Annotated in this window: 18 protein-coding genes; 11 read left to right on the top strand and 7 right to left on the bottom strand. The window is 60.1% G+C overall.

Features of this window, described 5'->3' with window-relative positions:
* Positions 1–891 carry a maltose ABC transporter permease MalG gene (gene malG, locus ACFOZ5_RS13225; RefSeq protein WP_379888077.1) on the top strand — a complete coding sequence of 297 codons (891 nt, stop codon included), beginning with the start codon at positions 1–3 and terminating at the stop codon, positions 889–891.
* Positions 892–1,045: 154 nt separating this feature from the next.
* Here malG and malK read toward each other — a convergent pair whose 3' ends face one another.
* The 3 genes from malK to malT form a co-directional block, all read right to left on the bottom strand.
* Complete coding sequence (malK, locus tag ACFOZ5_RS13220; RefSeq protein ID WP_379888074.1) at positions 1,046–2,161, bottom strand: maltose/maltodextrin ABC transporter ATP-binding protein MalK; 1,116 nt, start codon at positions 2,159–2,161, stop codon at positions 1,046–1,048.
* Between the two features lie 18 nt (positions 2,162–2,179).
* On the bottom strand, positions 2,180–3,802 hold the full coding sequence (locus ACFOZ5_RS13215) for an alpha-glucosidase (RefSeq protein ID WP_379888072.1): 1,623 nt from the start codon (positions 3,800–3,802) through the stop codon (positions 2,180–2,182).
* Positions 3,803–4,011: 209 nt separating this feature from the next.
* Positions 4,012–6,765, bottom strand: a complete 2,754-nt coding sequence (gene malT / locus ACFOZ5_RS13210) for an HTH-type transcriptional regulator MalT (protein ID WP_379888070.1) — start codon at positions 6,763–6,765, stop codon at positions 4,012–4,014.
* A 402-nt stretch (positions 6,766–7,167) separates the two neighbouring features.
* Between malT and aceE the strand changes: the two genes are divergently transcribed.
* The 4 genes from aceE (at position 7,168) to ACFOZ5_RS13190 (ending at position 12,833) form a co-directional block, all read left to right on the top strand.
* Positions 7,168–9,816: a pyruvate dehydrogenase (acetyl-transferring), homodimeric type gene (gene aceE, locus ACFOZ5_RS13205; RefSeq protein WP_379888068.1), complete on the top strand. Its 2,649-nt coding sequence runs from the start codon at positions 7,168–7,170 to the stop codon at positions 9,814–9,816.
* 10 nt (positions 9,817–9,826) lie between these two features.
* Positions 9,827–11,134: a 2-oxo acid dehydrogenase subunit E2 gene (locus ACFOZ5_RS13200; protein WP_379888065.1), complete on the top strand. Its 1,308-nt coding sequence runs from the start codon at positions 9,827–9,829 to the stop codon at positions 11,132–11,134.
* Positions 11,135–11,545: 411 nt separating this feature from the next.
* Positions 11,546–11,899 carry an Hsp70 family protein gene (locus ACFOZ5_RS13195; protein ID WP_379888063.1) on the top strand — a complete coding sequence of 118 codons (354 nt, stop codon included), beginning with the start codon at positions 11,546–11,548 and terminating at the stop codon, positions 11,897–11,899.
* A 64-nt stretch (positions 11,900–11,963) separates the two neighbouring features.
* On the top strand, positions 11,964–12,833 hold the full coding sequence (locus ACFOZ5_RS13190; protein WP_379888061.1) for a DUF1853 family protein: 870 nt from the start codon (positions 11,964–11,966) through the stop codon (positions 12,831–12,833).
* On the opposite strand, the gene ACFOZ5_RS13185 is transcribed toward ACFOZ5_RS13190, so the two are convergent.
* Complete coding sequence (locus ACFOZ5_RS13185) at positions 12,824–14,701, bottom strand: MFS transporter (RefSeq protein WP_379888059.1); 1,878 nt, start codon at positions 14,699–14,701, stop codon at positions 12,824–12,826. The two genes, ACFOZ5_RS13190 and ACFOZ5_RS13185, sit on opposite strands and share 10 nt — an antisense overlap.
* 259 nt (positions 14,702–14,960) lie before the next feature.
* On the opposite strand from ACFOZ5_RS13185, the gene ggpS reads away from it, so the two are divergent.
* The 5 genes from ggpS to ACFOZ5_RS13160 all read left to right on the top strand — a co-directional run bounded on the left by ggpS (position 14,961) and on the right by ACFOZ5_RS13160 (position 21,147).
* Positions 14,961–17,243, top strand: coding sequence for a glucosylglycerol-phosphate synthase (ggpS, locus tag ACFOZ5_RS13180; protein WP_379888057.1), 2,283 nt, complete (start codon positions 14,961–14,963; stop codon positions 17,241–17,243).
* A gap of 35 nt (positions 17,244–17,278) precedes the next feature.
* A complete protein-coding gene (gene gtfA, locus ACFOZ5_RS13175; RefSeq protein WP_379888055.1) occupies positions 17,279–18,724 on the top strand; it encodes a sucrose phosphorylase in 1,446 nt (481 codons plus the stop codon).
* Positions 18,725–18,788: 64 nt separating this feature from the next.
* A complete protein-coding gene (locus tag ACFOZ5_RS13170) occupies positions 18,789–19,040 on the top strand; it encodes a YkoF family thiamine/hydroxymethylpyrimidine-binding protein (RefSeq protein ID WP_379888053.1) in 252 nt (83 codons plus the stop codon).
* 85 nt (positions 19,041–19,125) lie between these two features.
* Positions 19,126–20,436: a glycerophosphodiester phosphodiesterase family protein gene (locus ACFOZ5_RS13165; RefSeq protein WP_379888051.1), complete on the top strand. Its 1,311-nt coding sequence runs from the start codon at positions 19,126–19,128 to the stop codon at positions 20,434–20,436.
* Between the two features lie 108 nt (positions 20,437–20,544).
* Positions 20,545–21,147 (top strand): methyltransferase family protein, encoded by a 603-nt coding sequence (locus ACFOZ5_RS13160; RefSeq protein ID WP_379888049.1) that lies wholly within the window; start codon positions 20,545–20,547, stop codon positions 21,145–21,147.
* Here ACFOZ5_RS13160 and ACFOZ5_RS13155 read toward each other — a convergent pair.
* The 3 genes from ACFOZ5_RS13155 to ACFOZ5_RS13145 form a co-directional block, all read right to left on the bottom strand.
* Positions 21,123–21,806 (bottom strand): DUF6064 family protein, encoded by a 684-nt coding sequence (locus ACFOZ5_RS13155; RefSeq protein WP_379888047.1) that lies wholly within the window; start codon positions 21,804–21,806, stop codon positions 21,123–21,125. The genes ACFOZ5_RS13160 and ACFOZ5_RS13155 overlap by 25 nt on opposite strands.
* A complete protein-coding gene (locus ACFOZ5_RS13150) occupies positions 21,806–22,738 on the bottom strand; it encodes an aldo/keto reductase (protein ID WP_379888045.1) in 933 nt (310 codons plus the stop codon). Before ACFOZ5_RS13150 ends, ACFOZ5_RS13155 begins: the two co-directional genes overlap by 1 nt.
* Before the next feature lie 110 nt (positions 22,739–22,848).
* On the bottom strand, positions 22,849–23,361 hold the full coding sequence (locus ACFOZ5_RS13145) for a hypothetical protein (protein WP_379888043.1): 513 nt from the start codon (positions 23,359–23,361) through the stop codon (positions 22,849–22,851).
* Between the two features lie 262 nt (positions 23,362–23,623).
* Between ACFOZ5_RS13145 and ACFOZ5_RS13140 the strand changes: the two genes are divergently transcribed.
* Positions 23,624–24,064 carry a VOC family protein gene (locus ACFOZ5_RS13140; RefSeq protein WP_379888041.1) on the top strand — a complete coding sequence of 147 codons (441 nt, stop codon included), beginning with the start codon at positions 23,624–23,626 and terminating at the stop codon, positions 24,062–24,064.
* Positions 24,065–24,156 lie beyond the last annotated feature (92 nt).

The following is a 24,156-nucleotide window of genomic DNA, read 5'->3' as shown; positions in this document are numbered from 1 at the left end:
ATGGCTATGGTACAACCGCCTTCAACCCGTTATCGGGTCTGGGCTTCCCATCTGGCCCTTCTGGGCTTCATAACCATCATCCTCTTCCCGTTGCTGATGGTGACCTCGATTTCGTTCCGTACCGGGAACTTCGCGACGGGCAGTCTGCTGCCCCAGTCCCCCTCGTTGGAGCACTGGTATCTGGCTCTGGGCATTCCCTACGAACAGGCAGACGGAACAGTGCTACAGCCACCATTTCCGGTGCTGCTGTGGTTGTGGAACTCGGTGAAAATCGCGGTAATCTCGTCTGTTCTGATCCTGTTGCTGTCGACGACCAGCGCCTATGCCTTTGCCCGCATGCGTTTCCAGGGGAAGGGAGTAATGCTTAAATCAATGCTGATATTCCAAATGTTTCCGCCAGTGCTTTCGTTGGTGGCGTTGTATGCCCTGTTCGACCAGATTGGCAACCACGTGCCCTGGCTGGGCATCAACACCCATGGTGCTGTAATCATCGCTTCTTTGGGAGGGGTGGCTTTACACATCTGGACACTAAAAGGGTATTTCGAATCCATCGATCAATCACTGGAAGAGGCGGCAATCGTAGACGGCGCGACGACCTGGCAGGCGTTTCGCTACATCCTCTTGCCTTTATCGGTGCCAATCCTGATGGTGGTATTCATCCTCGCCTTCATTATGAACATCATGGAGTATCCCATGGCGTCTGTGTTGTTGCTCGATGTGGATCAACTGACACTGGCAGTCGGAGCTAACCAGTACCTCTACGAGCAGAACTATCTCTGGGGCGACTTCGCTGCGGCGGCCGTATTGTCCGGCCTGCCCATCACGGTTGTCTTCCTGTATTGCCAAAAATGGATTGTCGGCGGTCTCACCGCCGGTGGGGTGAAGGGTTAGCTTTTGCGCATGAGGGCACCGCCTTCCTCTCTTGCGCATTGCCCGGCCTTATGGCCGGGTTTTTTGTGGGGTGTTGGAGGCTGAAACAGGTAACGACGGTCTAAACGGAGGTGGCGTCTGACGCCGGACTTTCGGCGTCAGACGTTATCTATTATCAGAAATCGACACACGGTTCCTGATGCAACCGGGGGCAGGCTTCACCATCGCTGGCGAAGAGGTGGCAGGCTGCCGGCGTAATGCCCAGGGCGATGGAGGCGCCTTCGTCGATAGGTTGTGTGCCCTGGGCCCGCTGTGTGAGCACCCTGTCAAGGCCTTCGACCTCGGTGTGGATAAGAGTTTGATATCCGAGTCGCTCCACAACCTGGACCGTGCCGTGAATTACTACCGTCGCGTCGTCCTCGTCGCAGAATCGCTCTGGACGAATGCCCAGAGTCGCTTTTTCGCCCACCTCCAGGCGCGAGCCATTGACCGGCAGGGTCACTTCCAGGCCACCGATTAACCTGACCCTGGCGCATTGGCTGTCGGCGTCCAACACTTCTGCCGGGATGAAGTTCATCATGGGCGAGCCGATGAAGCCGGCGACAAACTTGTTGGCCGGGTAGTAGTACAGTTCCAGTGGTTTACCGACCTGGGCAATTTGGCCATTGTCCAGCGCCACGATCTTGTCGGCCATGGTCATGGCCTCCACCTGGTCGTGGGTGACATAGATCATGGTGGCGTTGAGGCGCTTGTGGAGTTTGGAAATCTCGATGCGCATCTGCACACGCAACGCCGCATCAAGGTTGGAGAGCGGTTCGTCAAACAGGAACACCGCCGGTTCACGGACCATGGTTCGGCCAATGGCGACCCGTTGACGCTGGCCACCGGAGAGGTCTTTGGGTCTACGAGTCAGCAGGCTTTCCAGCTGCAGAATCTCGGCTGCTTCCTGCACGCGTTTATCGATTTCCCGCTTCTTGACGTGGGCCAGTTTGAGGCCAAAGGCCATATTCTCGGCCACGTTCATGTGCGGGTAAAGGGCATAGGACTGAAAGACCATGCCCACTTGGCGGTCCTTGGGCGGAATGTGGTTGACCTTATCCTGACCGATGAAAAGGTCACCTTCGGTTATGTCTTCCAGCCCGGCGATCATGCGTAGCAGGGTGGACTTGCCACATCCTGAGGGGCCGACGAAGACTACAAATTCGCCGTCATCAATGTCGAGGCTGACATTCGTGGTGATCTGGGCCTCGTCGTATCGTTTGTAGATATTGCGTAATGTGACGCTTGCCATGGTGAAACCTGCCTGTCTTTATTCTGGGGCGATTCGGGCAATGCCCACACCAAAGGGAGGGAGATGAAGACGATTGTCACTCCATTTGCCGTTGACGACCAGCGGGGCCTGGTCAACCGGGGTCTGAATCGACGGAGTGTCAATGTCGATGTCTTGCCCCTGGAAGTTTATGCCTACCAGGAGCGCTTCGTTGTGGGTGCGACGTTTGAAAAGCAGGGTGCCGTCAGGCGATTCCAGGAAACGGATATCGCCGATACGCAGCGCCGGTTCAAGGCGTCGCAAAGCCAGGAATTCTCGGTAGCGGTGGAGGAGCGAATCGGGGTCGGCTTCCTGCTGGTCGATCGCGAGTTGCAGGTGGGGTGTGGCTACGGGCAGCCAGGGCTTGTGAGCGGAAAAACCGCCATGCTGACTGTCGGACTGCCAGGGCAATGGTGTCCTGCAGCCGTCCCGGCCCTTGTATTCCGGCCAGAAGTTGATTCCGTAGGGATCCATCAGATCCTCGTAAGCGAGTTCGGCTTCTTGCAGACCCAGTTCTTCACCCTGATAGAGGCAGACACTGCCTCGCAGGCTGAGTAGTGTGGCCATGAATTGGGTCAGTTGTTCCACTCCCTGGGCTTGCCAACGGCTGGCAACCCGGGTCACGTCGTGGTTACCGATAGCCCAACAGGGCCAGCCGTCGATCATTTCGGCTTCAACCGTTTTCACGGTGTTACGGATGAAGTCGGCCCCGCTCTGACTGGTTAACAGGTCGAAGGAATAGGCCATGTGCAGCTTGTCACCGTCGCGCGTGTACTCTGCCATGGTCTTGAGCGAATTGTCGTCGCCAACTTCGCCGACAGTGGTGGTGCCTGGGTACTCATCCAGTAGCCGTCGCAAGCGTTTGAGAAATTCCAGGTTCTCCGGGCGCGTCTTGTCGAACTGGTGTAGCTGGTAGGCGTACGGGTTTTCCGTCCGAACGCCGATGGAGCCCTCCCGGATCACGCCGCTGGGGGGATTGTTCCGCAGCATGGGATCGTGGAAGCAAAAGTTGATGGCATCAAGGCGGAAGCCGTCCACGCCCTGGTCGAGCCAGAAGCGAACGTCGCTCAGGACCTGATCGACCACTTCGGGATTGTGGAAGTTGAGATCGGGCTGGCTGGCCAGGAAGTTGTGCAGGTAGTACTGCTTGCGCCGGCTTTCCCAGGCCCAGGCCGATCCGCCGAAAACGGATACCCAGTTGTTGGGTGGAGTGCCGTCGGCCATGGGATCGGCCCACTGGTACCAGTCGGCCTTGGGGTTGGTGCGGTCCTGGCGGCTTTCCTTGAACCACGCATGTTGATCGGAGGTGTGGCTGAAGACCTGGTCGATCATCACCTTCAAGCCCCGGGTATGGGCAGCATCGATCAACCGGCCAAAATCGTCCAGGGTGCCGAAAATCGGGTCGACGTCCCGGTAGTCCGCGACATCGTAACCGAAGTCCTTCATCGGAGAGGTAAAGAAAGGGGACAGCCAGATAGCATCGACGTTGAGACTGGCAATGTAGTCCATCTTGGCCGTGACCCCCGGCAGATCGCCGATGCCATCGTCGTTGGAATCGAAGAAACTTCGAGGATAAACCTGGTAGATGACGGCACCGCGCCACCATTCGTTGTTGTTCTGCATTACGCCTCACTTCAGCTATAAGGGATAGGGGCTACCCGTTGATTTTTCTGAACGGGATTTCTTGAGACCTCTATGGTGTGATTCCCATGATGCCGGAGCATCCTCCCCCTGGGGTTTTTATCGGCGTAGTAGTGGGGAGGAGGAGAGGAGTAGATGCCAGTCAGGGCGTGCTGCCAGGCTTCTGGCGCACGGTACGACTGTCGCTGTAATCATTCTCCCTGAATCTTGCTCAACAAATTCTTCGCTAGCTCAATTGCCTCCGATCGGTGGGTGATGTTCTGTTTTTGATAGAGACTGCGAATATGCGTCTTGACCGTGGTGGGAGCCACCTTCAGGTGCTCCGAGATCTGATCGTTGGATAGACCGGCGTGAATCAGGCTGAGTATCTGCCATTCCCTGCGGGTCAGGGGAGAGGTACGGATCAGTTCGGGAACATCCGGACGGTCGATGATGTCCTGGATAATGGCCTCATCCAGGTTGATGCGGATAGCGCGGGAGAAATCCCGTTGCTGTTGAGCGAGCTGGATCAGGCGTTCAGCCCGTTGTCGTTCCATGGTTTCCAGCTCCCGCTCCGCTATCAAAGCCTTGAGCAGGTTGATCAGCACCTTGCCAAGCCTCAGGAAACTGCCCACGGCGCCAGTGGTGCTGGCCAGACGTAGCGCCTCCCAGGCATGATCCAGTGCCTGTTCGCGGTCATTGCGCAGCCAGTAGAGCCAGGCAAGGCTGATGTGATTGCGGTTCTCGTCCGTGCACAGGCCGAGGTTTTCCGCGCGCTCTTCAAGAGCTTTCAGAATGCTTTCTGCCTGGTCGTATTGCTCCAGGGAAGTGTAGGCTCGGGCCCAGTTGCGGGCATTGCACTGCATGAAGTGGTTGGTGGCCTTGTCTACGTCGTAGGGTGGGGCAATCGTCAGCCAGTGCAGAATGGATTCGCGGTCGTGCGCCGCCTGCCAGTATGCAAGCATGGCTGCATGGGCGTTGGCCATCCAGTCGATATGGTATTCGCCGGCTGACAGCATCCTCTGGACCTTCTGAATGTAGTCGGCGCACAGCGTTTGGCGACCCCGGGCCTGGGCCACCTTGGCCAGAGTAATGTAGCTCTGCACATGCCAGCGCTCCCCTTGAGCTTCAAGGATTTCAATCCCTTTCAGGGCGCAACTCTCAGCACTTTCCAGATGGTGCCATTCCCACATGATCTGGCTGCGGATTCGGTAGAGGAACTCCATGATCGGCAGGTGCTGGAGATGGTTTTCCTCCGTGTACTGGAACGCCCGCTCCTGAAGGTTGTATGCCTTTTGCAGATAGCCTTGGGCCACGCTGATCTCCGATTGCTGGCACAACGCCCAGAGAACATTCTGGTGCGCGCCCATGGCCAGGGCGACCTGCTCGGTACGCTTCATATGCTCCAGGGCTTCGTGGAGGTTACCTTGCACGAACAGGGCCTCACCAATGACTGAGGCAGCAGCGACCTTGGATGGCGGCAGGTATCGGGCCTCGTGGGCCAGTGCTGAATGTGCCAGCACCAACGCCCGTTCTGGTTCGCCCAGATTCATCGCTATCTGGGCACGGACGGCATTGAACTCGCTCTGGATGGATTCCACTGTCTGAACTTCCACATTGGATTGCAGACTGCGTTCAGCCGCGGCCAGCCACTTTTCGGCATCGTTGAAACGATAATGGTTCTGGGCAATCCACGCTTGCAGTAGCGTCAGCACGGGGTCGGCGGCAATTGCGTCCTGGTTCAGGGCGTCCAGGCAGCGCTGGAGTATCGAAAGTCGTCCTTCCTTGAAAAACTGCTGGCCTTTTTGTTGCAGCAATCGGGTAATCCGCTCCTCATCGTAAGCCTGGACCGCATGATGAGCGGCTGCGTCGTACCACTCTCGCTCATACCAGGCATCTGACGCAGCTTGATGTAGTGAGCGGCTCCTCTGAGGCAACAGGCACGCCTGCAGATGTTTGAGGTAGACCGCAAACAGCGCGTGATAGCGGAACCAGAGCCCGCTGCTGTCCAGCGTAACGATAAACAGGCCGGAACCCAGTAGGCTGTGCAGCAGCTCCTGACTGTCCTCCGCGCCCATCAGGCGTGCCGCCAGAGGGGCGTCGAAGCGATCCAGAATACTGGTGTGCATGAGAAAGTCCTTCTGGCGCTCGTCCACGCTCTGTTCCAGCAGCTCGTCGAAGTACTCGAAAATGTGTTGGTTGCCGGTCTCCAGCTGTTCCACTCGTTCGTTAAAGACAATACTGGTATCAGCGTGGGTGGCTAATAACTGCAGGGCGGAGATCCAGCCCTCTGAACGTCGTACGGCCCGTTCGATGGATTCCCGGGAGATTTCGAAAGGCTGTCGGGTTTCGAAGTAGGCCTGAGCCTCGTCAGCACTGAAAGCAAGGTTGACCGCTGTGACTTCCAGGAGGCGTCCTTGCATGCGCAACTGGGCGACTCCGAGGGGCGGCAGGCGACGGGTCAGCACTGCAAGGCAGAGATAGGGTGGCATATGGCGCAGCAGGAAGCGGACGCCCTTATGGATCTCCGGGTTGTCGATCAGATGATAGTCGTCCAGTACGACATAGAGCGGTTCATCGTCCAGTGGCAACTCCGAGAGCAGAGCCGTCAGGGCCGTTTGCAACGGCGTCCCGGGCGCATTTCTCAGCAACTCTCGCGTGTCTGGACAAGCGCCCGTTGCCTGGTGGATGGATTCCGTCAGGTACCGCGCAAACAGGGTGCATTCGTTATCCTGGGTGTCGAGGCGGTACCAGGCAGTGCGTGCATCAAGACGGGCCAGGCGTTGAGCAGTGGTTGTCGTCTTGCCATACCCGGCCGGAGCCTGGATCAGGAGCAGGCTGGGAATCTGTGTGTTATGCAGCAGTTCGCTGAACTTTTCCCGCTCCAGTAGGTGAGGTGGCTGGGGTGGAGGCAAAAGTTTGGCGCCAATCAGTGGCAGTGCGCGCAGATCTACAGGCTTTGTCATTGTTTTATGAATCTTGTTGTTGGCGGTGTTGTTAACTTAGCAAAAAAATGGATATAATCCGAAAAAAATGAACAATAGATAGTAAAATAACAACGCGATCCCGTGGGCGTAATCACGAATGAAACCATGGTACGCGTTCTGGGGCTCTGCGCGGTAGGTAGCAGGAAAGCACTGCAGCGCCTTGTTGCCGAGCGAAACCCCAGGGCCAGAATAGCAGGGTGAGCGACTGTGTTCGTAAACCCGTTTTTGTGAGCAAGTCCGTCTCTATATCGAGGCGGACGGTTTTCACGGGTAAAGGGGACTCCAGGGCGCGCAGCCCGGCAAAAAACGCCGGTTGCTGCGTTGTCGTTGTGCCGGCTGCAAGTGAGGGCCGGTTCCATTCCATTGGATCTGGAGTAGCCTATGTCTGTCGATATCGATCCCGTTGAAACCCATGAATGGCTGAGCGCGTTGACATCCGTCAGCCAGCATGTGGGGGACGGGCGTGCCAGCTTCCTGCTGAAGCGGCTGTCTGAACACGCGATCCAGGCTGGCTATGCGCTGCCTGATCACAGTGTTACCCCCTACCGTAATACGATTCCGCCCCACGCAGAGGCTCCCATGCCGGGTGATCTGTTCATGGAGCGTCGCATCCGCTCCCTGATTCGTTGGAACGCCTTGGCGATGGTCATGCGGGCCAACCGGCGCGAGGCGGATCTGGGCGGCCATATTTCCAGTTTTGCCTCGATCGCGACTCTTCTGGATGTTGGCTTCAACCATTTCTTTCATGCCGGGAATGATGAACGTGAAGGGGATCTGGTCTATTTCCAGGGCCACTCTTCACCTGGCCTCTATGCCCGCTCGTATCTCGAAGGGCGTCTCGATGAAAAGCACCTCGACCGGTTCAGACAGGAAGTGGATGGTGACGGGCTTTCTTCCTACCCTCATCCTTGGCTGATGCCGGATTACTGGCAATTTCCTACGGTTTCCATGGGACTGGGGCCCATCCAGGCCATCTACCAGGCCCACATGATGAAGTACCTGGATTGCCGGGGGTTAGCTGAGAAGGGCGAGCGTAAAGTTTGGTGTTTTATCGGCGATGGCGAGTGCGACGAGCCGGAATCCCTGGGCTCCATTGGCCTGGCCGGTCGCGAAAAGCTCGACAATCTGATCTTCGTGGTCAATTGCAATCTGCAACGTCTGGACGGACCTGTTCGGGGCAATGGCAAGATCATGCAGGAATTGGAAGGCAACTTCCGTGGCGCCGGTTGGAACGTCATAAAGGTGGTCTGGGGTCGACACTGGGATCCGCTGTTCGAAAAGGACACCGATGGTCGTATGCAGAAGGTCATGGACGAGACAGTTGATGGCGAGATGCAGAACTTCAAGTCTAACGGTGGCGGCCATGTGCGAGAACACTTCTTCGGACGTGATCCGGAGCTCAAGAAGCGGGTCGAGCACCTGAGTGATGATGACATCTATCGCCTCAATCGGGGTGGCCACGATCCCTACAAGGTCTATGCCGCCTATCACCGCGCGGTTCATCACAAGGGCCAACCCACAGTGATTCTGGCCCACACCATCAAAGGATATGGCTTCGGCGAACAGGGCCAGGCCCAGAACACGGCGCACCAGTTGAAGAAGCTGGATCTGGATACCCTGAAGGCCTTTCGTGACCGCTACGGCCTGCCGTTCAAGGATGACGAACTGGCGGAATTGCCTTATTACCGGCCGGATCCCGACAGCCCGGAAATGAAGTACCTGAGGCAGCGCCGGGAAGCGCTGGGTGGCTCAATGCCGCGGCGGCGGCGTGAGTTGGAGGCGATTCCGGTTCCGTCCCTGAATACCTTCGAGCCCTTGCTAAAGGGCACTGGCGAGCGTGCCATCTCAACGACCATGGCCTGTGTGCGGTTGCTCGGGCTTCTGGTCAAGGACAAGGAGATAGGCAGTCACGTCGTCCCCATCGTGCCGGACGAAGCGCGCACCTTCGGCATGGAGGGCATGTTCCGCCAGCTCGGTATCTATACCAGCGAAGGACAGAAGTACACGCCCAACGACCGGAATCAGGTGATGTACTACAAGGAAGACCAGCAGGGGCAGATCCTTCAGGAAGGCATCAACGAGGCTGGGGCCATGTCCACCTGGATCGCCGCGGCAACGTCATACAGCACCAATGGTTGTACGCTGATTCCCTTCTATCTGTTCTATTCCATGTTCGGTTTCCAGCGGGTGGGCGACCTGTGCTGGGCGGCTGGCGATATGCGCAGCCGGGGCTTCCTGCTGGGTGGGACCGCCGGGCGCACGACACTGAACGGGGAAGGGCTGCAGCATCAGGACGGCCACAGCCACGTCCTGTCGAGTACGGTGCCTAACTGCATCTCCTACGATCCCGCCTTTGCCTATGAGGTGGCGGTGATCATCCAGGACGGCCTGCGTCGGATGTATGCAGAGGACGAGAACATCTATTATTACCTGACCCTGCTTAACGAAAACCATCCCCAGCCGCCCATGCCCGACGGTGTGGAGGACGGCATCGTGCGTGGACTTTACCGGGTGGCTTCCGCCGACGGCGACGGCCACCGGGTACAACTCATGGGTTCCGGGGCCATTCTTCACGAAGCTCTGGCGGCCAAGGACCTGCTGGCCGAAGAGTTCGGAGTTCAGGCCGACGTCTGGAGCGTTACCAGTTTCACCGAGCTGGCCCGGGACGGCTACCAGTGCGAACGCTGGAATTGCCTCCATCCGGAGGCGCCGGAGCGTAAGTCCTACGTCACGGAGTGCCTGGAACCAGCCTCCGGTCCTTGCATCGCTGCTACCGACTATATGCGCCTGTATGCAGACCAGATCCGGGCCTATGTGCCGGCGCAATACTACGTGCTGGGTACAGACGGCTTCGGGCGTAGCGATACCCGCGACAAGCTACGGCGCCATTTTGAAGTGGACCGCTACAGCATCGTGATCAAAGCCCTTGAAGCTCTTGGGCGTCAGCGCCTGATCGAGCCGGCTCAGGTGACCCGAGCCCTGGAGCAGTTCGGCCTGGACGCCGACAAGCCCTACCCGCCACACGTTTGAGGAGGTTGCCATGTCCGCTATTGAGATGAATGTACCCGATTTGGGCGGCCCCGGTGAGGCGGAGGTGATTGAGCTTTGCGTCGAGCCCGGACAGATGTTGTCGGTGGACGATTCGGTTGTGGTGGTTGAGTCCGACAAGGCCACCATCGAAATACCAGCCAGCGGCGCTGGCAAGGTACAGTCCCTGAATGTGTCCGTCGGCGACCAGGTCAAGACCGGCGACCTGATGCTGATGCTCGAACCCGCCGAGGGTGAGGTGTCGGAGAAGAACGACAGTGACGGGGGGCAGCAGTCAAACGCACAATCGGCATTGCCCGAAACCGGGCAGCCGACGGTCAGCATGCCAGAGCCGGCACCGGAACCACCCGCCCGTTCGGAACCGGCCAGATCCGGCCATGAGCTTCCGGGTAGTCCGGCGAAAGAGTCAATGGTTTACGCCGGGCCCGCCGTACGAAAGTTGGCCCGGGAACTGGGCGTTCCGCTGGATAAAGTGACCGGGAGTGGGCCTCGCGGACGGCTTCTGAAGGACGACCTGGAAGCGTTCGTGCGCGCTCAGATGGAGAAGGCCGAAAGGGTCGCCGGCACCTTGCCGGAGGTCAAGCTGCCTGATTTCGCTGCGTTCGGCCCGGTGGAACGGGCACCGATGAGCCGCCTTCATCAGGCCACGGCGAAGAGCATGCATCGCAGCTGGCTGAATGTTCCGCACGTTACCCAGTTCGATCATGCCGACATCACCGCTCTGGAAAGTTTTCGCAAGGCACAAAAGAGTGAAGCTGAACGGAAGGGGCTGAAACTTACCCTGGTGCCATTCCTGCTCAAGGCCATTGCCTATGCCTTGCGGGCCTATCCCCAGTTCAATGTCTCCCTGGATATCGAGCGAAATGAGTTGGTTTACAAGCACTACGTGCATATCGGCGTGGCGGTGGATACCCCCGAGGGGCTGATGGTGCCAGTGGTTCGGGATGTGGATTGCAAGAACCTGTGGGCTTTGGCCGAGGAGTTGACCGAGCTGGCGACGTTGGCTCGGGATCGCAAGCTGAAGCCAGACCAGATGCAGGGTGGGTGCTTCACCTTGTCTAGTCTGGGCGGTATTGGTGGGAGCGGCTTTACTCCGATCGTTAATACCCCAGAAGTTGGCATACTTGGCGTTTCCCGTTCTGACTGGCAGCCTCGCTTCAACGGAGAATCTTTTGAGCCGCGGCAGATGCTGCCTTTATCCCTGTCTTATGACCACCGAGCGGTAAACGGTGCTGATGCGGCTCGTTTTACCACCCTGGTGGGGAAATTGCTGGGCGATGTTCGACGAATGCTCCTTTAACTGGCCAGACGGGACATTAGCCATCGAGTTCCCCCTGTTTATCCGGTGCCGCCAGCCTGTGTGCCGATGCGCTCTCTGCTGGTCGGCATTGTTGTCCCGTCGGTTCTTTGCTCAATCCAATCCGCAAACAAACCTCTACCTGGAAGCTATGGCATCCTGTCCCGATGAGCTGGGCTTGTTGGCCCCACCCCAACTCCAGTGAGCTGTTCGCACATCTGGAAGCGGAGTTGCTCAGTTTCCCCGAAATCGCCATGGATGGTGCATCACATAACTAGACACATGAATTCACCTTTTTGCCCTTCACTCTGAAACGCCCCGTTTTTCCGTCCGTCCGGCTTGGGTATATTTCGCTATTACAACTTAAGGATCTATACGGGGCCAGCTCAGTGGCTCCCACACAAGGACGGACGCATGGCAGTAGTAGGCATCGATCTCGGCACCACCAACAGCCTGGTGAGTGTCTGGCAGAGCGGCGAAAGCCGCATTATTCCCAATCCACTCGGCGAGTTACTCACCCCGTCCTTGGTCAGCGTTGATGACCGTGGCATGGTGCTGGTGGGCCGGGCCGCCAAAGACCGGCTGGTGTTCCACCCGGAGCAGACTGCCTCCCAGTTCAAGCGCCTGATGGGCAGCAATGAGAAGGTGACCCTGGGCAAGCGTTCACTACTGACACGCCTGCAGGAGCGGATCACCGGTATCCATCCGGGGATCTACCTGGCGCTGGTGGGGATTTGGGCCGGTACCGCACTGCTGGTATCGTGGTAACGGTCATCCACGCAAGAGAGACTGCCGTGCACCAGTGGCATCCCGCCAACCACCTGGCCTGGCTATGCCAGGCCCCCAGCTTCTCGACAGCCCGGTGACCTTTCCCCTGGCGGACTACCTGCCGCAGGACTGGCACGTGCGGCTGTCAGGTTGGGCGGCAGACCCGGAAACCCGCCCGGCCGCCCTGGCAGAACCCGCCAATCCCCGCCTGGGCTACTATTTTGAACGACTCTACGAATGCGTGCTGACGGAGCTAATGGGCTGGACGCTACTCGCGAAGAACCTGCCGATACGGGACGCGGGCGGGCGTACCCTGGGTGAGCTGGATTTCGTGCTGCGTAATCCCCACACCGGCGCGGTGGAGCATCACGAGATTGCGGTGAAGTTCTACCTGGGCTATGACAGCGGGGAAGAGGCGGGCGCCTTGTGGTACGGCCCCAACAGCCGCGACCGGCTGGACGTGAAGGTGCACCGGCTACTGGACCACCAGAGCCAGCAGGGCGAGCGGCCGGAAACCCGGGCCCTGCTGTCAGGCCTGGGTATCGATGGGCCGGTGGTGCCAAGGGTTTTCATGCCCGGCTACCTGTTCTATCCCACTGGTCAGGTGGTCAACCTGCCGGATTTTGTGCCCCGGGATCATCTGCGTGGGCACTGGCTCTATCACCATGACACCGAAAACATGGACACCCGCCACTGGGTGCCACTGCACAAACCCCACTGGCTGGGCCCCTGGTGGCAGGTAGAGGCGCCAGACCCGGCTATATCAATCGCTGCCCTGGCCAGCGTGGAGGAACAATACCGGCCACGACTGTTTGCCGCCCTGGAAGAAACCCCGGACACCGGCCTGTGGCAAGAGACGGCACGCACCTTTGTGGTGCCCTCTGGCTGGCCACAGGCGGCCCGCCACTCAAAGAACCCAGCGGATCAGAGCTGATCTCCCCTCAGGGCGCGAACCTGCTGTTCCAGAACAGGGGCCGATGCCTGTTCCGGTGGTACCGGGTCACCCGCCCGCAAATGGATCCTGGACCAGAACCGCTTCGGAATATGCCCGAAGGCCGGCCCGCCACAATTGCTGAAAAAGCTGCCCCACAGTCCTTGCAGGGCCATGGGCACCACCGGCACCGGCCGGCGTTCCAGGATCATATCGACGCCGGACTTGAAGGGGTTGATCTCACCATCCCGGGTCAGCTTGCCCTCCGGGAAAATACACACCACGTTGCCTGCGGCCAGTTCCTCGTCAATACGGTCGAAGGCCGTCTCGTAGATGTCGGGAACCTTCGATTTCGGGCCGATGGGAATGGTCTTGGCCAGGCGGAAGAAGGTGCCGATCACCGGCGTCGAGAAGATCTGGTAGTCCATCACGAAACGTACCGGGCGGCGTACGGCACCGGCAATGACCAGGGCATCCATATACGACACATGGTTGCACACCAGCAGCGCCGGGCCATCTTCTGGTATGCGGTCAAGGTCGTGGTGCTGTACCCGGTAGATGGTATGGGACAACACCCAGATCACGAAGCGCAGGGCGAACTCGGGCACCTGCTGGTACACGAAGGCGGCAACCGCCAGGTTCATGATCGCCAGCACCAGGAAGAATTCGGGAATGCTCAGCCCGAACAGGCCCAGCATCAATATGCCCAGTAGCGCGCTCGCCACCATGAACAGGGCGTTGAACACGTTGAGGGCGGCGATTACCCGGGCGCGCTTGTCCGGCGCGGTTTCCCGCTGCACAAAGGCATACAGGGGCACGATAAACAGTCCGCCGAAGATGCCGATGGCCAGCAGATCAATCGCCACCTGGCGGTAGTAGGCGTCGGTCAGGATCATCCACCAGTCCGAGGGGATGGGCTGCTCGGGCATGTTCAGGTACAGGTCGAGGCCGAACAGGCTCAGGCCCAGGGAACCGATGGGCACGATGCCCAGTTCTATGCGGTGCCCGGACAGGCGCTCGCAGGCGATGGAGCCGGCGGCCACGCCAATGGTGAAAATCGCCAGCAGCAGGGTGACGACGGTTTCGTCACCCATCAGGTCGGACTTGGCAAAGCTCGGGAACTGGGTCAGGTAGGCGGCCCCCAGGAACCAGAACCAGGAGATCGCCAGGATGCTGAGGAAGACGTTGTGGTTCTCCCGGGCGATGGCCATCAGTTTCCAGGTTTCCCGCAGCGGGTGCAGGGAGACTTTCAGATCCGGTGCCGCCGCCGGTGCCTTCGGAATCAGCAGGGCGGAGATCAGTCCGGCAACGGCAAGCAGGGCCACGGCCACCGCCACCAGTTGCTGCGCCTGAGGCCATTTCATCATCACCCCGGCCACCAGGGTGCCCAGCAGGATGGCAACGAAGGTGCCCGTTTCCACCAGGGCGTTGCCACCCACCAGTTCCTTGTCCTTCAGTACCTGGGGCAGGATGGCGTACTTCACCGGCCCGAAGAAGGCGGACTGGGTGCCGGTCAGAAATAGCAGCAGGAGCAGGACCTCGTACCAGCCGTACCACAGGCCTATGGCAGCGAGCCCCATGATCACCACCTCCGCCAGCTTGATCCAGCGGATGACCGAGGACTTTTCGTAGCGGTCCGCCACCTGCCCGGCAATACCCGAGAACAGGAAGAACGGCAGGATAAACAGCATGGCCGCCAGGTTGGTGATCACATCCAGCGGCATCCCCAGCAGGCCGGCGGCGCTGTAAGTGACGATCAGCAGCAGGGCGTTCTTGAACAGGTTATCGTTGAAGGCGCCAGCGAACTGGGTCAGAAAAAAGGGCAGGAACCGTCGCTCGGACAGCAGGCGAAACTGGCTCTTGTCTTCCATGTACTGCATCTCCTTATCCCGGACCCGTCACTATATAGCCTGCCCGGACCGGGTCAAGGAACGGGCACACGATTAGATGGCGATATTGCACCATTTTGGTGCGAAAAGGTGCTCCGTCTCGGCTCTGACTCGGGGGTGAGGCAAGGGAGTCAGGCCTAGTGCTTGAAAAGCGTGCGAAAAACCGGTCACCGGCACAGAACCTGCACCTCCCGGGATAAGGACTCACCCTACAACCGAGGCCGCATGGCCGGGAGTGAACGTGATACTTGCCACTGATCTGGACGGAACCTTTCTCGCCGGCGATCCGGAAAATCGCCTGAAACTCTACCAACTCATTTCCACCCACCCTGACCTGACCCTGGTCTACGTGACTGGCCGCGGTCTGGAGTCGGTGCTGCCGCTGCTGGCGGACCCGACCCTGCCGCAGCCGGATTACATTATCTGCGATGTGGGTTGTACCGTGGTGGAAGGGGAGACCCAGCAGCCGATTATCGAGATCCAGGCGGAGATCGAGAAGCGTTGGCCCGGTGAGCACGTGGTGGAAGACGTGATGGCCGCGTTTGACGGCCTGAGCCGTCAGGAAGTCCCCCAGGAACGCCGCTGTTCCTTCCTGTGCGAACCGGACGCGGTGACCGACGAGGTGTTGGCGGCGGTGAAGGAACTGTCCTGTGACCTGCTGTATTCCGCCGGCCTGTACCTGGACGTACTGCCGCCGGACGTCAACAAGGGTCGTACCCTGCGGGACCTGGTGAACCACCTGGGCGCGGACCCGGAAAATGTGCTGGTGGCCGGCGACACCCTCAATGACCTGTCCATGTTCGAGCAGGGCTTTATCGGTGTCTGCGTGGGCGAGTCAGAGCCGGGCCTGCTGGACGCCACGGAAAGCCGTGCCCGGGTCTACCACGCCACCCTGTCCGGTTGTGGCGGTATTCTCGAGGCCATCGGCCACTTCGGCTTCCTGGGTCCGCAGGGGTTGGCGGCCGAAGCGCGGGATATCCTCAAGCCCGGCAAGTCCGACCTGGTCATCGTCTATCACCGCCTGCCTTACGAGGAGGTGGCGGAGAACGGCACCCTGGTACGTCGTCGTCCCACATCCCCCAACGGCATCATTCCCACCCTGTTGAGCTTCTTTGCCGACGGCAAGGCCGGCTCCTGGGTGGCCTGGTCAGTACACGACCCGGCCCTGGGTGCCTTCGAGACCCACACCGAGGTGGACACCAGCCGTTACGCCCGGTTGCGGGCAGCGCGGGTGCAGCTGACCAAGGACGACGTGGATATCTTCTACAAGCGGTTTTCCAAGGAGGCCTTCTGGCCAACCCTGCACACCTTCTGGGAGCGGGCCACGTTCCGGGAGGACCACTGGCAGGTGTTCCTCAAGGTGAACCGGCTATTTGCCGAGCGCACCGCGGCGGAAGCCTCGGAAAACGCCGTGGTCTGGGTGCACGACTATAACCTGTGGATGGTGCCGGCGTTCCTGCGGGAGCTGCGACCGGACCTGACCATTGCGTTCTTCCACCATACTTATTTCCCTTCGGCGGACGTGTTCAACGTGCTGCCCTGGCGCCGGGAGATTGTCGGCAGCCTGCTGCAGTGTGACTACATCGGCTTCCATATTCCCCGCCAGGCGGAGAACTTCGTGGATGTGGCCCGGGGCGTGACTCCCCTGGAGGTAGTGGACCGTGGCGGCTGCGCACCACGATTCCTGACCTATGGCTGTGCGGTGGGGCTCGATGAGATGACCACCACCATCCGGGTCAATGACCGGGAGATTGGCCTGGGTGCCCACCCGGTGGGTCTGGACCTGGGCCGGGTCAGCGAGGTCCTGAAACAGCAGCATGTGCAGAAGCGGATGGAAGACCTGCGCAACGAGCTGAGCAATACTCGCCTGGTGTTGTCGGTGGAGCGGCTGGATTACACCAAGGGCATCCTGGAAAAACTGGAGGCCTTCGGCCGGTTGTTGGAGGATCACCCGGAGCTGGTGGGCAAGGTCACCCTGATGACGGTATGCGTGCCGGCGGCCCGGGAGATGACCATCTACCGTCAGTTGCAGACCGACATCGAGCAGGCGGTGGGCCGCATCAACGGGCAGTACGCCCGGGTGGGCTGGACGCCGATCCAGTTTTTCTTCCGGGGCTTCCCGTTCGAGGAACTGGTGGCCTGGTACGCCATGGCCGATGTGATGTGGATTACGCCGCTGCGGGACGGGCTCAACCTGGTGGCCAAGGAATACGTGGCCGCCCAGGGCATGACCGATGGCCGCGGCGTGCTGGTGCTGTCGGAATTTGCCGGCGCAGCGGCGGAACTGCGGGGTGCACTTCTGACCAACCCCCATGATCCGGTGGAGATGGCCCGCACCTGCTACCTGGCCCTTGCCATGCAGAAGGACGAGGCCAAGGACCGCCTGCAGAAAGGCTACGAGGTAGTCAGCCACTATGATATTGAACTGTGGGGCCGGGAATTCCTGGAGGCCGTGGGAGAGTGCCGAAAAAAGCGACTGGCCAGTCAGGGCAAGCGGGTGAAGCCCCTCACTTCAGTCGCCTGAAAGAATCTGAAACCACCGAATAACAGGGAGCTTTAATGAGCCTGCGTAATGCCGTCCAGCTGATGTGCTACCCCAACCGGATCGGTCGTAACCTGGCGGACCTGGGCACCTTTATCGAGCGTCATCTGGAGGGTGCCATCGGTGGCGCCCATATCCTGCCGTTCTACCCCTCCAACGCCGATGGCGGCTTCTCGCCCCTGACCCACACCGAGGTGGACCCCGCCTACGGCGACTGGTCGGATATCGAACGCCTGGCGAAGGATTACGACATCTGCGCGGACCTGACGGTGAACCACATTTCCGACCAGTCGCCGGAGTTCCTGGATTTCGTGAAGCACGGCTACGAGTCGGAATACGCCGACCTGTTCGTGCATGTCCATACCTTCGGGGAAATCAGTCCCGACGACCTGGCGAAGATCCATATCCGCAAGGAGAAGGAGCCGTTCCGGGATGTCACCTTCGCCGATGGCAGCACCGGTCAGGTCTGGTGCACCTTCACCGAGCGGCAGATCGACCTGAATTACGAGTCGGACAAGACCTACGAGCTGATGGAACACTACATCCATTTTCTCACCGGCAAGGGCATCAAGCTGCTGCGGCTGGACGCCTTTGGCTATACCACCAAACGCATCGGCACCAGTTGCTTCCTGGTAGAGCCGGAGGTGTACCGTATCCTCGAATGGGTCAATGAAACCGCCCAGCACTATGGCGCTGAATGCCTGCCGGAGGTGCACGACCACACCAGCTATCAGTACGCCATTGGCCGTCGCAACATGCACCCCTATGGTTTTGCGTTGCCGCCGCTGGTGCTGTATTCACTGATGGCCGCCAATAGCGTGTACCTCAAGCACTGGCTGCGCATGTGCCCCCGCAACCAGATCACCGTGCTGGATACCCACGACGGCATCTGCATTCCCGACGTGGAGGGCGTGCTGCCGGACCAGGCCATCCAGGACCTGATCGACAACATCGACGCCCGCAGTGCGGACCCGATCCTGCGCCGGTCCGCCGCCAACATCCACAGTGTCGGTTCCATCTACCAGCTGACCTGCACCTTCTACGACGCCCTGATGCAAAACGACGACGCCTACATTGCAGCCCGGGCGATCCAGTTCTTCACGCCGGGCATTCCCCAAGTCTACTACGTGGGCCTGCTGGCGGGCTGTAACGATCAGGAATTGATGGACGAGACCGGCGAGCTACGGGATATCAACCGGCATTTCTATTCCCTGGAGGAAACCGACGAGGCCGTGCAGCAACCGGTGGTCAAACGCCTGCTGACGCTGATGCGGTTCCGCAGCCAGTACCCGGCCTTTGACGGCCGCTTCGAACTGAACTATTCCAACAGTTCCAGCGTGGCCATGGCCTGGCGGCACGGTGATTACTACTGTCACGTGTTCGTGGACCTGAACTTCAATACCGCCCGCATCCGCTACCTGGACCCTGACAATGGCTTCAGCGAGCAGACCCTGGAGTGCTGAACGGAAGTGCTGCAAAGGTGTGCTACGCTGAGTCAACCACTGGAAAACTCACAGGGAGAGGGCCATGTATCTGTCTGTTCAACTCAGTTTCTACCCGTTCACGGATAATTATAAGTCTCCCATCCGCGACGTGATCGACCGCTTCCAGCGCAGTGGCCTGGAGGTTCACGCCAACCGCATCAGCACCCAGGTATTCGGCGAGTACGACCAGGTTATGCGGGTGCTCTCCGACACCATGAAGTGGGCCTTTGAGCAGTATGGCGAGGCGGTGTTTGTGGCCAACTTTGTCCATGGTGACCGGCGGCCGGAAGAATAGCTTCGGCGGTCGGTCTGTGGTTCACGATCATGTCATCTGCCACACCGATACTGTTCCTGCATTCCGCACACACAAGGAGCAGATCATGACGCTACACAGATCGGGCGTGGCCCTTTTGCTGGCCGCTATGGTTGCATTGCCTGCCCACGCCACCGGGGGCTGGTATCAGGACGACGATGGCAGGATCGGCGAACGTCTGGAGCACCTGCACGAAAAGTTTCAGAAACTGAAGCACGACCTCAGACACCGTCGCGCCAATGTTCAGGTGGGCCCCCGCCCGGCCTGGCTGGTGGATGACATGGATGACGGCCCCCTGAAGGTAAAGCTGCAGCGCTGTGAGAACAAGCGCCTGCACCGTACCGATTTCTCCATCGGCCACCGGGGTGCGCCGCTGCAGTTCCCGGAGCACACCATGGAGTCCTATGAGGCGGCGGCCCGCATGGGGGCCGGCATCGTGGAATGCGACGTGGCCTTCACCGCCGACCGTGAGCTGGTCTGCCGCCATGCCCAGAATGACCTGCACACCACCACCAATATCGTGACCATCCCGGAGCTGAACGCCAAGTGCACCCAGCCGTTTGTACCGGCGGATCCGGCCTCCGGCACCCCGGCCCAGGCTGAATGCCGCACCAGCGACATTACCCTGGAGGAGTTCAAGTCGCTGGAAGGCAAGATGGATGCCTTCAATCCCATGGCGACCACCCCGGAGGAGTACGTCGGCGGCACCGCTGACTGGCGCACCGACCTTTACGCCAGCCGGGGCACGCTGCTCAGTCACCGGGAAAGCATCGAGCTGTTCCAGGCCCTGGGCGTAAAGATGACCCCGGAACTCAAGACCCCGGTGGTGGACATGCCTTTTGAGGGCGGCTATACGCAGGAGGACTATGCCCGGCAGATGATCCAGGATTACATCGACGCCGGTGTCGACCCGCAGGAGGTGTGGCCCCAGTCTTTCCTGCTGGACGATGTGCTGTTCTGGGTGAACGAGACCCCGGCTTTCGGCCAACAGGCCGTGTTCCTCGACCAGGAAGCCATCACCCCGGAGACTTCCTCGCTGGCGTACATGGAAGATCTCAAGGCCCGGGGTGTGAACATCCTGGCCCCGGCGCTCTGGAAGATGCTCACCCTCAATGGCCACCAGGAAATTGTACCGTCGGAGTACGCGGAGAATGCCCGCGCCGCCGGCCTGGACCTGATTGCCTGGACGGTTGAGCGCAGCGGTCCGCTGGCCGATGGCGGCGGCTGGTACCACCAGACAGTGACCGACGCCATCAACAACGACGGCGATGTGATGAATGTGATTGATGTGCTGGCCCGGGATGTGGGTGTGATCGGCATTTTCTCCGACTGGCCGGCGACGACCACCTATTACGCCAATTGTATGGGACTTCGTTAGACGGATGTCTCCGGGGCCGGGGTCTTCCGGCTCCGGTGGACTTTCCCGTGGGTACCCGGTCCGGTATTCTGGAATCTCCAATCCAGTTTTACCGGACCAGCGGTGTTCATGACAGCAGAGCTCTTTACCAGACATTTTCTGGGCAGTTTCTTTCTACTGATCGGTATCCTGTTTGCCTGTCGTGCCCTTGGCCTGTATGCCCGCCTGGGGTTCAGCCATATCAACTATGGCACCACCGGCAGCGCCACCTGGTGGAACCGCCAACTGTTCAACGTGTTTCGCGCCGCCATCCTGCTGGTATGCCTGCTCCGCATCCTTTGGCCCATTGACCCATGGCTGGGGGTTATTGGCTGGCTCTACCATCCGGTTGTTCTGCTGCTCGGGGTCATGGTCTTACTCTTGTCCTTCGGGCTGGCCAGTTACCTTCAGGCCTATATGCACGCCGACTGGCGTTCCGGGATCGATCGCGAGCAGGCGCCCAACCTGCTCACGTCGGGCCCCTACGCGCGCAGTCGCAACCCCCTGTTTCTGGCGGTTATCCTGGGTCAGGTCGGTTTCTTCCTGTCGCTACCGAGCGTGTTCTCGCTGATCTGCCTGCTGGTGGGTGTGTGGGTGATACGACGTCAGGCGCTGGCGGAGGAGGCCGCGCTGGCAGAGCATTATGGCGAGCCCTACAGCCGCTATCGTCAGCAGGTGCCCCGCTGGCTCTGAGATACGCCACTTAGCGGCAGCCATCCCGCCACTGCGGCCCCGGCCGTAACCAGCATCGCCCAGCCGATGGGGGATTCCAGCCCCAGCAGGGTCGCGCCACCGATCAGGCTCCAAAGCAGGGGCACCGGCAGGGCGAGCGCCAACCGCCAGCCACCAAGGGTGCTCAGGGCGACGCCAAGGGTGGTGAGGGCCAGGGGATCCGGGAACAGTAGCCAGGTATCCGCGGCCTGGATGCTTCGCTCATCCAGCAGGAAACCCAACGGGTGGACCAGTGTGCCCCAGACCACCAGGGTCAGCCCGATTCGGCGCTGGTGAGGCCGGTGGGTGGTCGGCCGGGTGGTTGCGGCGAACACCATCAGCAGACCGCCCAGCATTACACAGGGAACGATGGCCCAGTCTATCGCCCAGTTGATGTCCCGGTACGTCTGCCACAGAAAAGACCAGGTGACGAACCACCAGGCGATGCCAACACAGACCAGAGCAACCCGCCCGTGCCGACGGGGGTGGTGAGCCAGCAACCAGAGCAGCGCCAGCCCGGCCGCCGGCGCCAGCATAGCCAGGGGCCACCAGCTGTCGTTGTGGCCCGATACCAGCGCCCAGTACACCCTGGGGGAGAACAGCAACAGATCCCGGGGGTGGTAGCTCAGCAGAGCGTCCATCACAGGGAGCGTATGGTGTCAGCGATGCGGGCCCGAAGCTCCGGGTCGGGCAGGGGCATGGTCGCGGCAGCCAGGTTTTCCTGTACATGGTCCACCCGGGTGGTGGCCGGTATGGCACAGGTGACAGCTGGATGGCTCAGAATGAACTTGAGGATCAGTTGCGCCCAGGACTGCGCACCCACCTCGCCGGCCCAGCCCGGCAGGGGTTCGCTGGCCAGCCGTTTGGTCAGGGCGCCCTGGCGGAAGGGCCGGTTGACGATCACGCCTATACCTTTCTCGCGGGCCAGGGGCAGCAGACGATCCTCTGCCTCACGGTCAACCGGGTTGTAGGTCAGCTGCACGAAGTCGATGGGCTCGTTCTCCATGATTCGTTCCATCTCCCGGTGACGGCGGCCATGGGAGGTGGTGATGCCGATGGTGCGCACGGCGCCTTCGTCCTTCATGACCTTGAGGGTGTCGATATGCGCCTGCCAGTTGACCAGATTGTGCACCTGCAGCAGGTCGAAGCGGTCCACCTGCCACAACCTGGCGGATGCCCGGCTTTGTCCGCGGCCTTCATCTCCGTCCCGCGTCCAGATCTTGTCGGCGGAAAACACCTGATCGCGGGCGCCCAGTTTATCCAGGCCATAACCTACCGTGTTCTGGGACGAACCATACATGGGGGAGGAGTCGATCATGGCGCCACCATCCCTGAAAAAGGCCGTCATCACGTCGGCGCAGTTGTCCAGCAAACGCTGGTTATCGCCAACATTGAAGGTGATCCAGGTACCCAGTCCCACGCCGGGAAGAATGATGTCGGTGTCTGGCAGCGCACGGGTCAGCGGCCCGCTGTCTTGTGCCCGGGGTAGCGAGAACGGGCATGCGGCCAACCCGGCGCCCGCTGCCAGGCCTTGCAGCAGGCGTCGCCGCTGGAGTGACCACTGGTCTGCCATGATGGCCTCCGGTCAGGGCATGTAACGTCACTGACCCTGACAATAACCGACAGTTCCTGAAAGTCCAGTTCCAGCCAGGCAGATCATTGAAGGCAGTCGTGTGCCCGGTGTCAGGACTCATCCTCAGGCGTTTCGTCCGAGTCGGGCTCCGGCGCGGGCTGATAGTAGACCTGCAGCATGGTTTTGGCGCCCTTCATGTGGGTGGCGGTGCGGGCGTCGGTAGGTTGGATGCGAACATTGGGAATGCGGTAGGTATCCGGGCCATCGATACGGGTATCGTCGCCGGCTCTTTCCAGAATCTGGACATGCTCGCCGCTGTCACTCTGGATCACGGTGTAGTCCGGCAATTGGGCCTGATACCACTCGACCACCTCTTCCGGCGTCATCAGGGTCAGGAAGACCGCCAGCGGCAGACTTTGCACGGTGCCCTCGTCGGTACTCTTGTCGATCCCCCGGGTGGCGTGGATGATCAGTTTGCTCTCGGGCACAACCGGCAGGGTGACTTTCTCTTCGCCGTCATCGGTGATATCGCTCAGGGTGGAGTGCGCGCCGGCGCCGGCCGCAAGCAGGCTGCTGGCGAACAGGACCACCACGGAAACGGCCAGTAAGCGAATTGGAGTCATCGGTATTCTCTTCCTTGTTTTGTGACGGGTCGAATTGGCGTAGCCGGCCACAGGCGAGGTGCCTGCTGGCTTTCGACGCGGGGACTTCCGGCTCCCACGGATCGGCTATCCTGCCTCAGCGGCGGACATACTTGAATCGAATGGTTGGCAATTTACCAAGCTGTAAGTTGCGCTAGTCCCGTCGCGCCGATACCACAGATGTGGTGTTACCACCGGGGCGTTATACTCACCGAAGACTTCACAACCCCTTCCGGAGGCCATCATGCAATACCTTCATACCATGATTCGCGTGAGCGACCTGAACGAGTCCCTGCGCTTTTACTGCGACCTGCTCGGGCTCAGGGAAATCAGTCGCAAGGAGGTGGAGAAGGGCCGTTTCACCCTGGTGTTCCTGGCGGCGCCGGAAGACGCGCAGCGCGCCCGGGAAGACCGCGCCCCGATGATCGAACTCACCTGGAACTGGGACCCGGAGGCGTACACCGGGGGGCGTAATTTCGGGCATCTTGCCTACGGGGTGGACAATATCTACGACCTTTGCGCACACCTGCAGGAAAACGGCGTGACCATCAATCGGCCACCCCGGGATGGGCGGATGGCCTTTGTGCGGTCTCCGGACGGTATCTCCATCGAATTGCTACAGAAAGACGAACCCCTGCCGATAACTGAACCATGGGCCAGTATGGAAAACACCGGTAGCTGGTAGCCGGACAGAGGGTTTGCAAAACCCACTTTGCATTTGGATTACAAAAAGCATCCAAACAGTTGTTTAAAAAACACCCATGCGACAAGGCCGGT

The sequence above is a fragment of the Marinobacter lacisalsi genome, from assembly GCF_042651045.1.
Classification (GTDB): Bacteria; Pseudomonadota; Gammaproteobacteria; order Pseudomonadales; family Oleiphilaceae; genus Marinobacter; species Marinobacter lacisalsi.
Note: the sequence above shows the minus strand (reverse complement) of the source record. Positions and strands in the feature narration are given on the sequence as shown.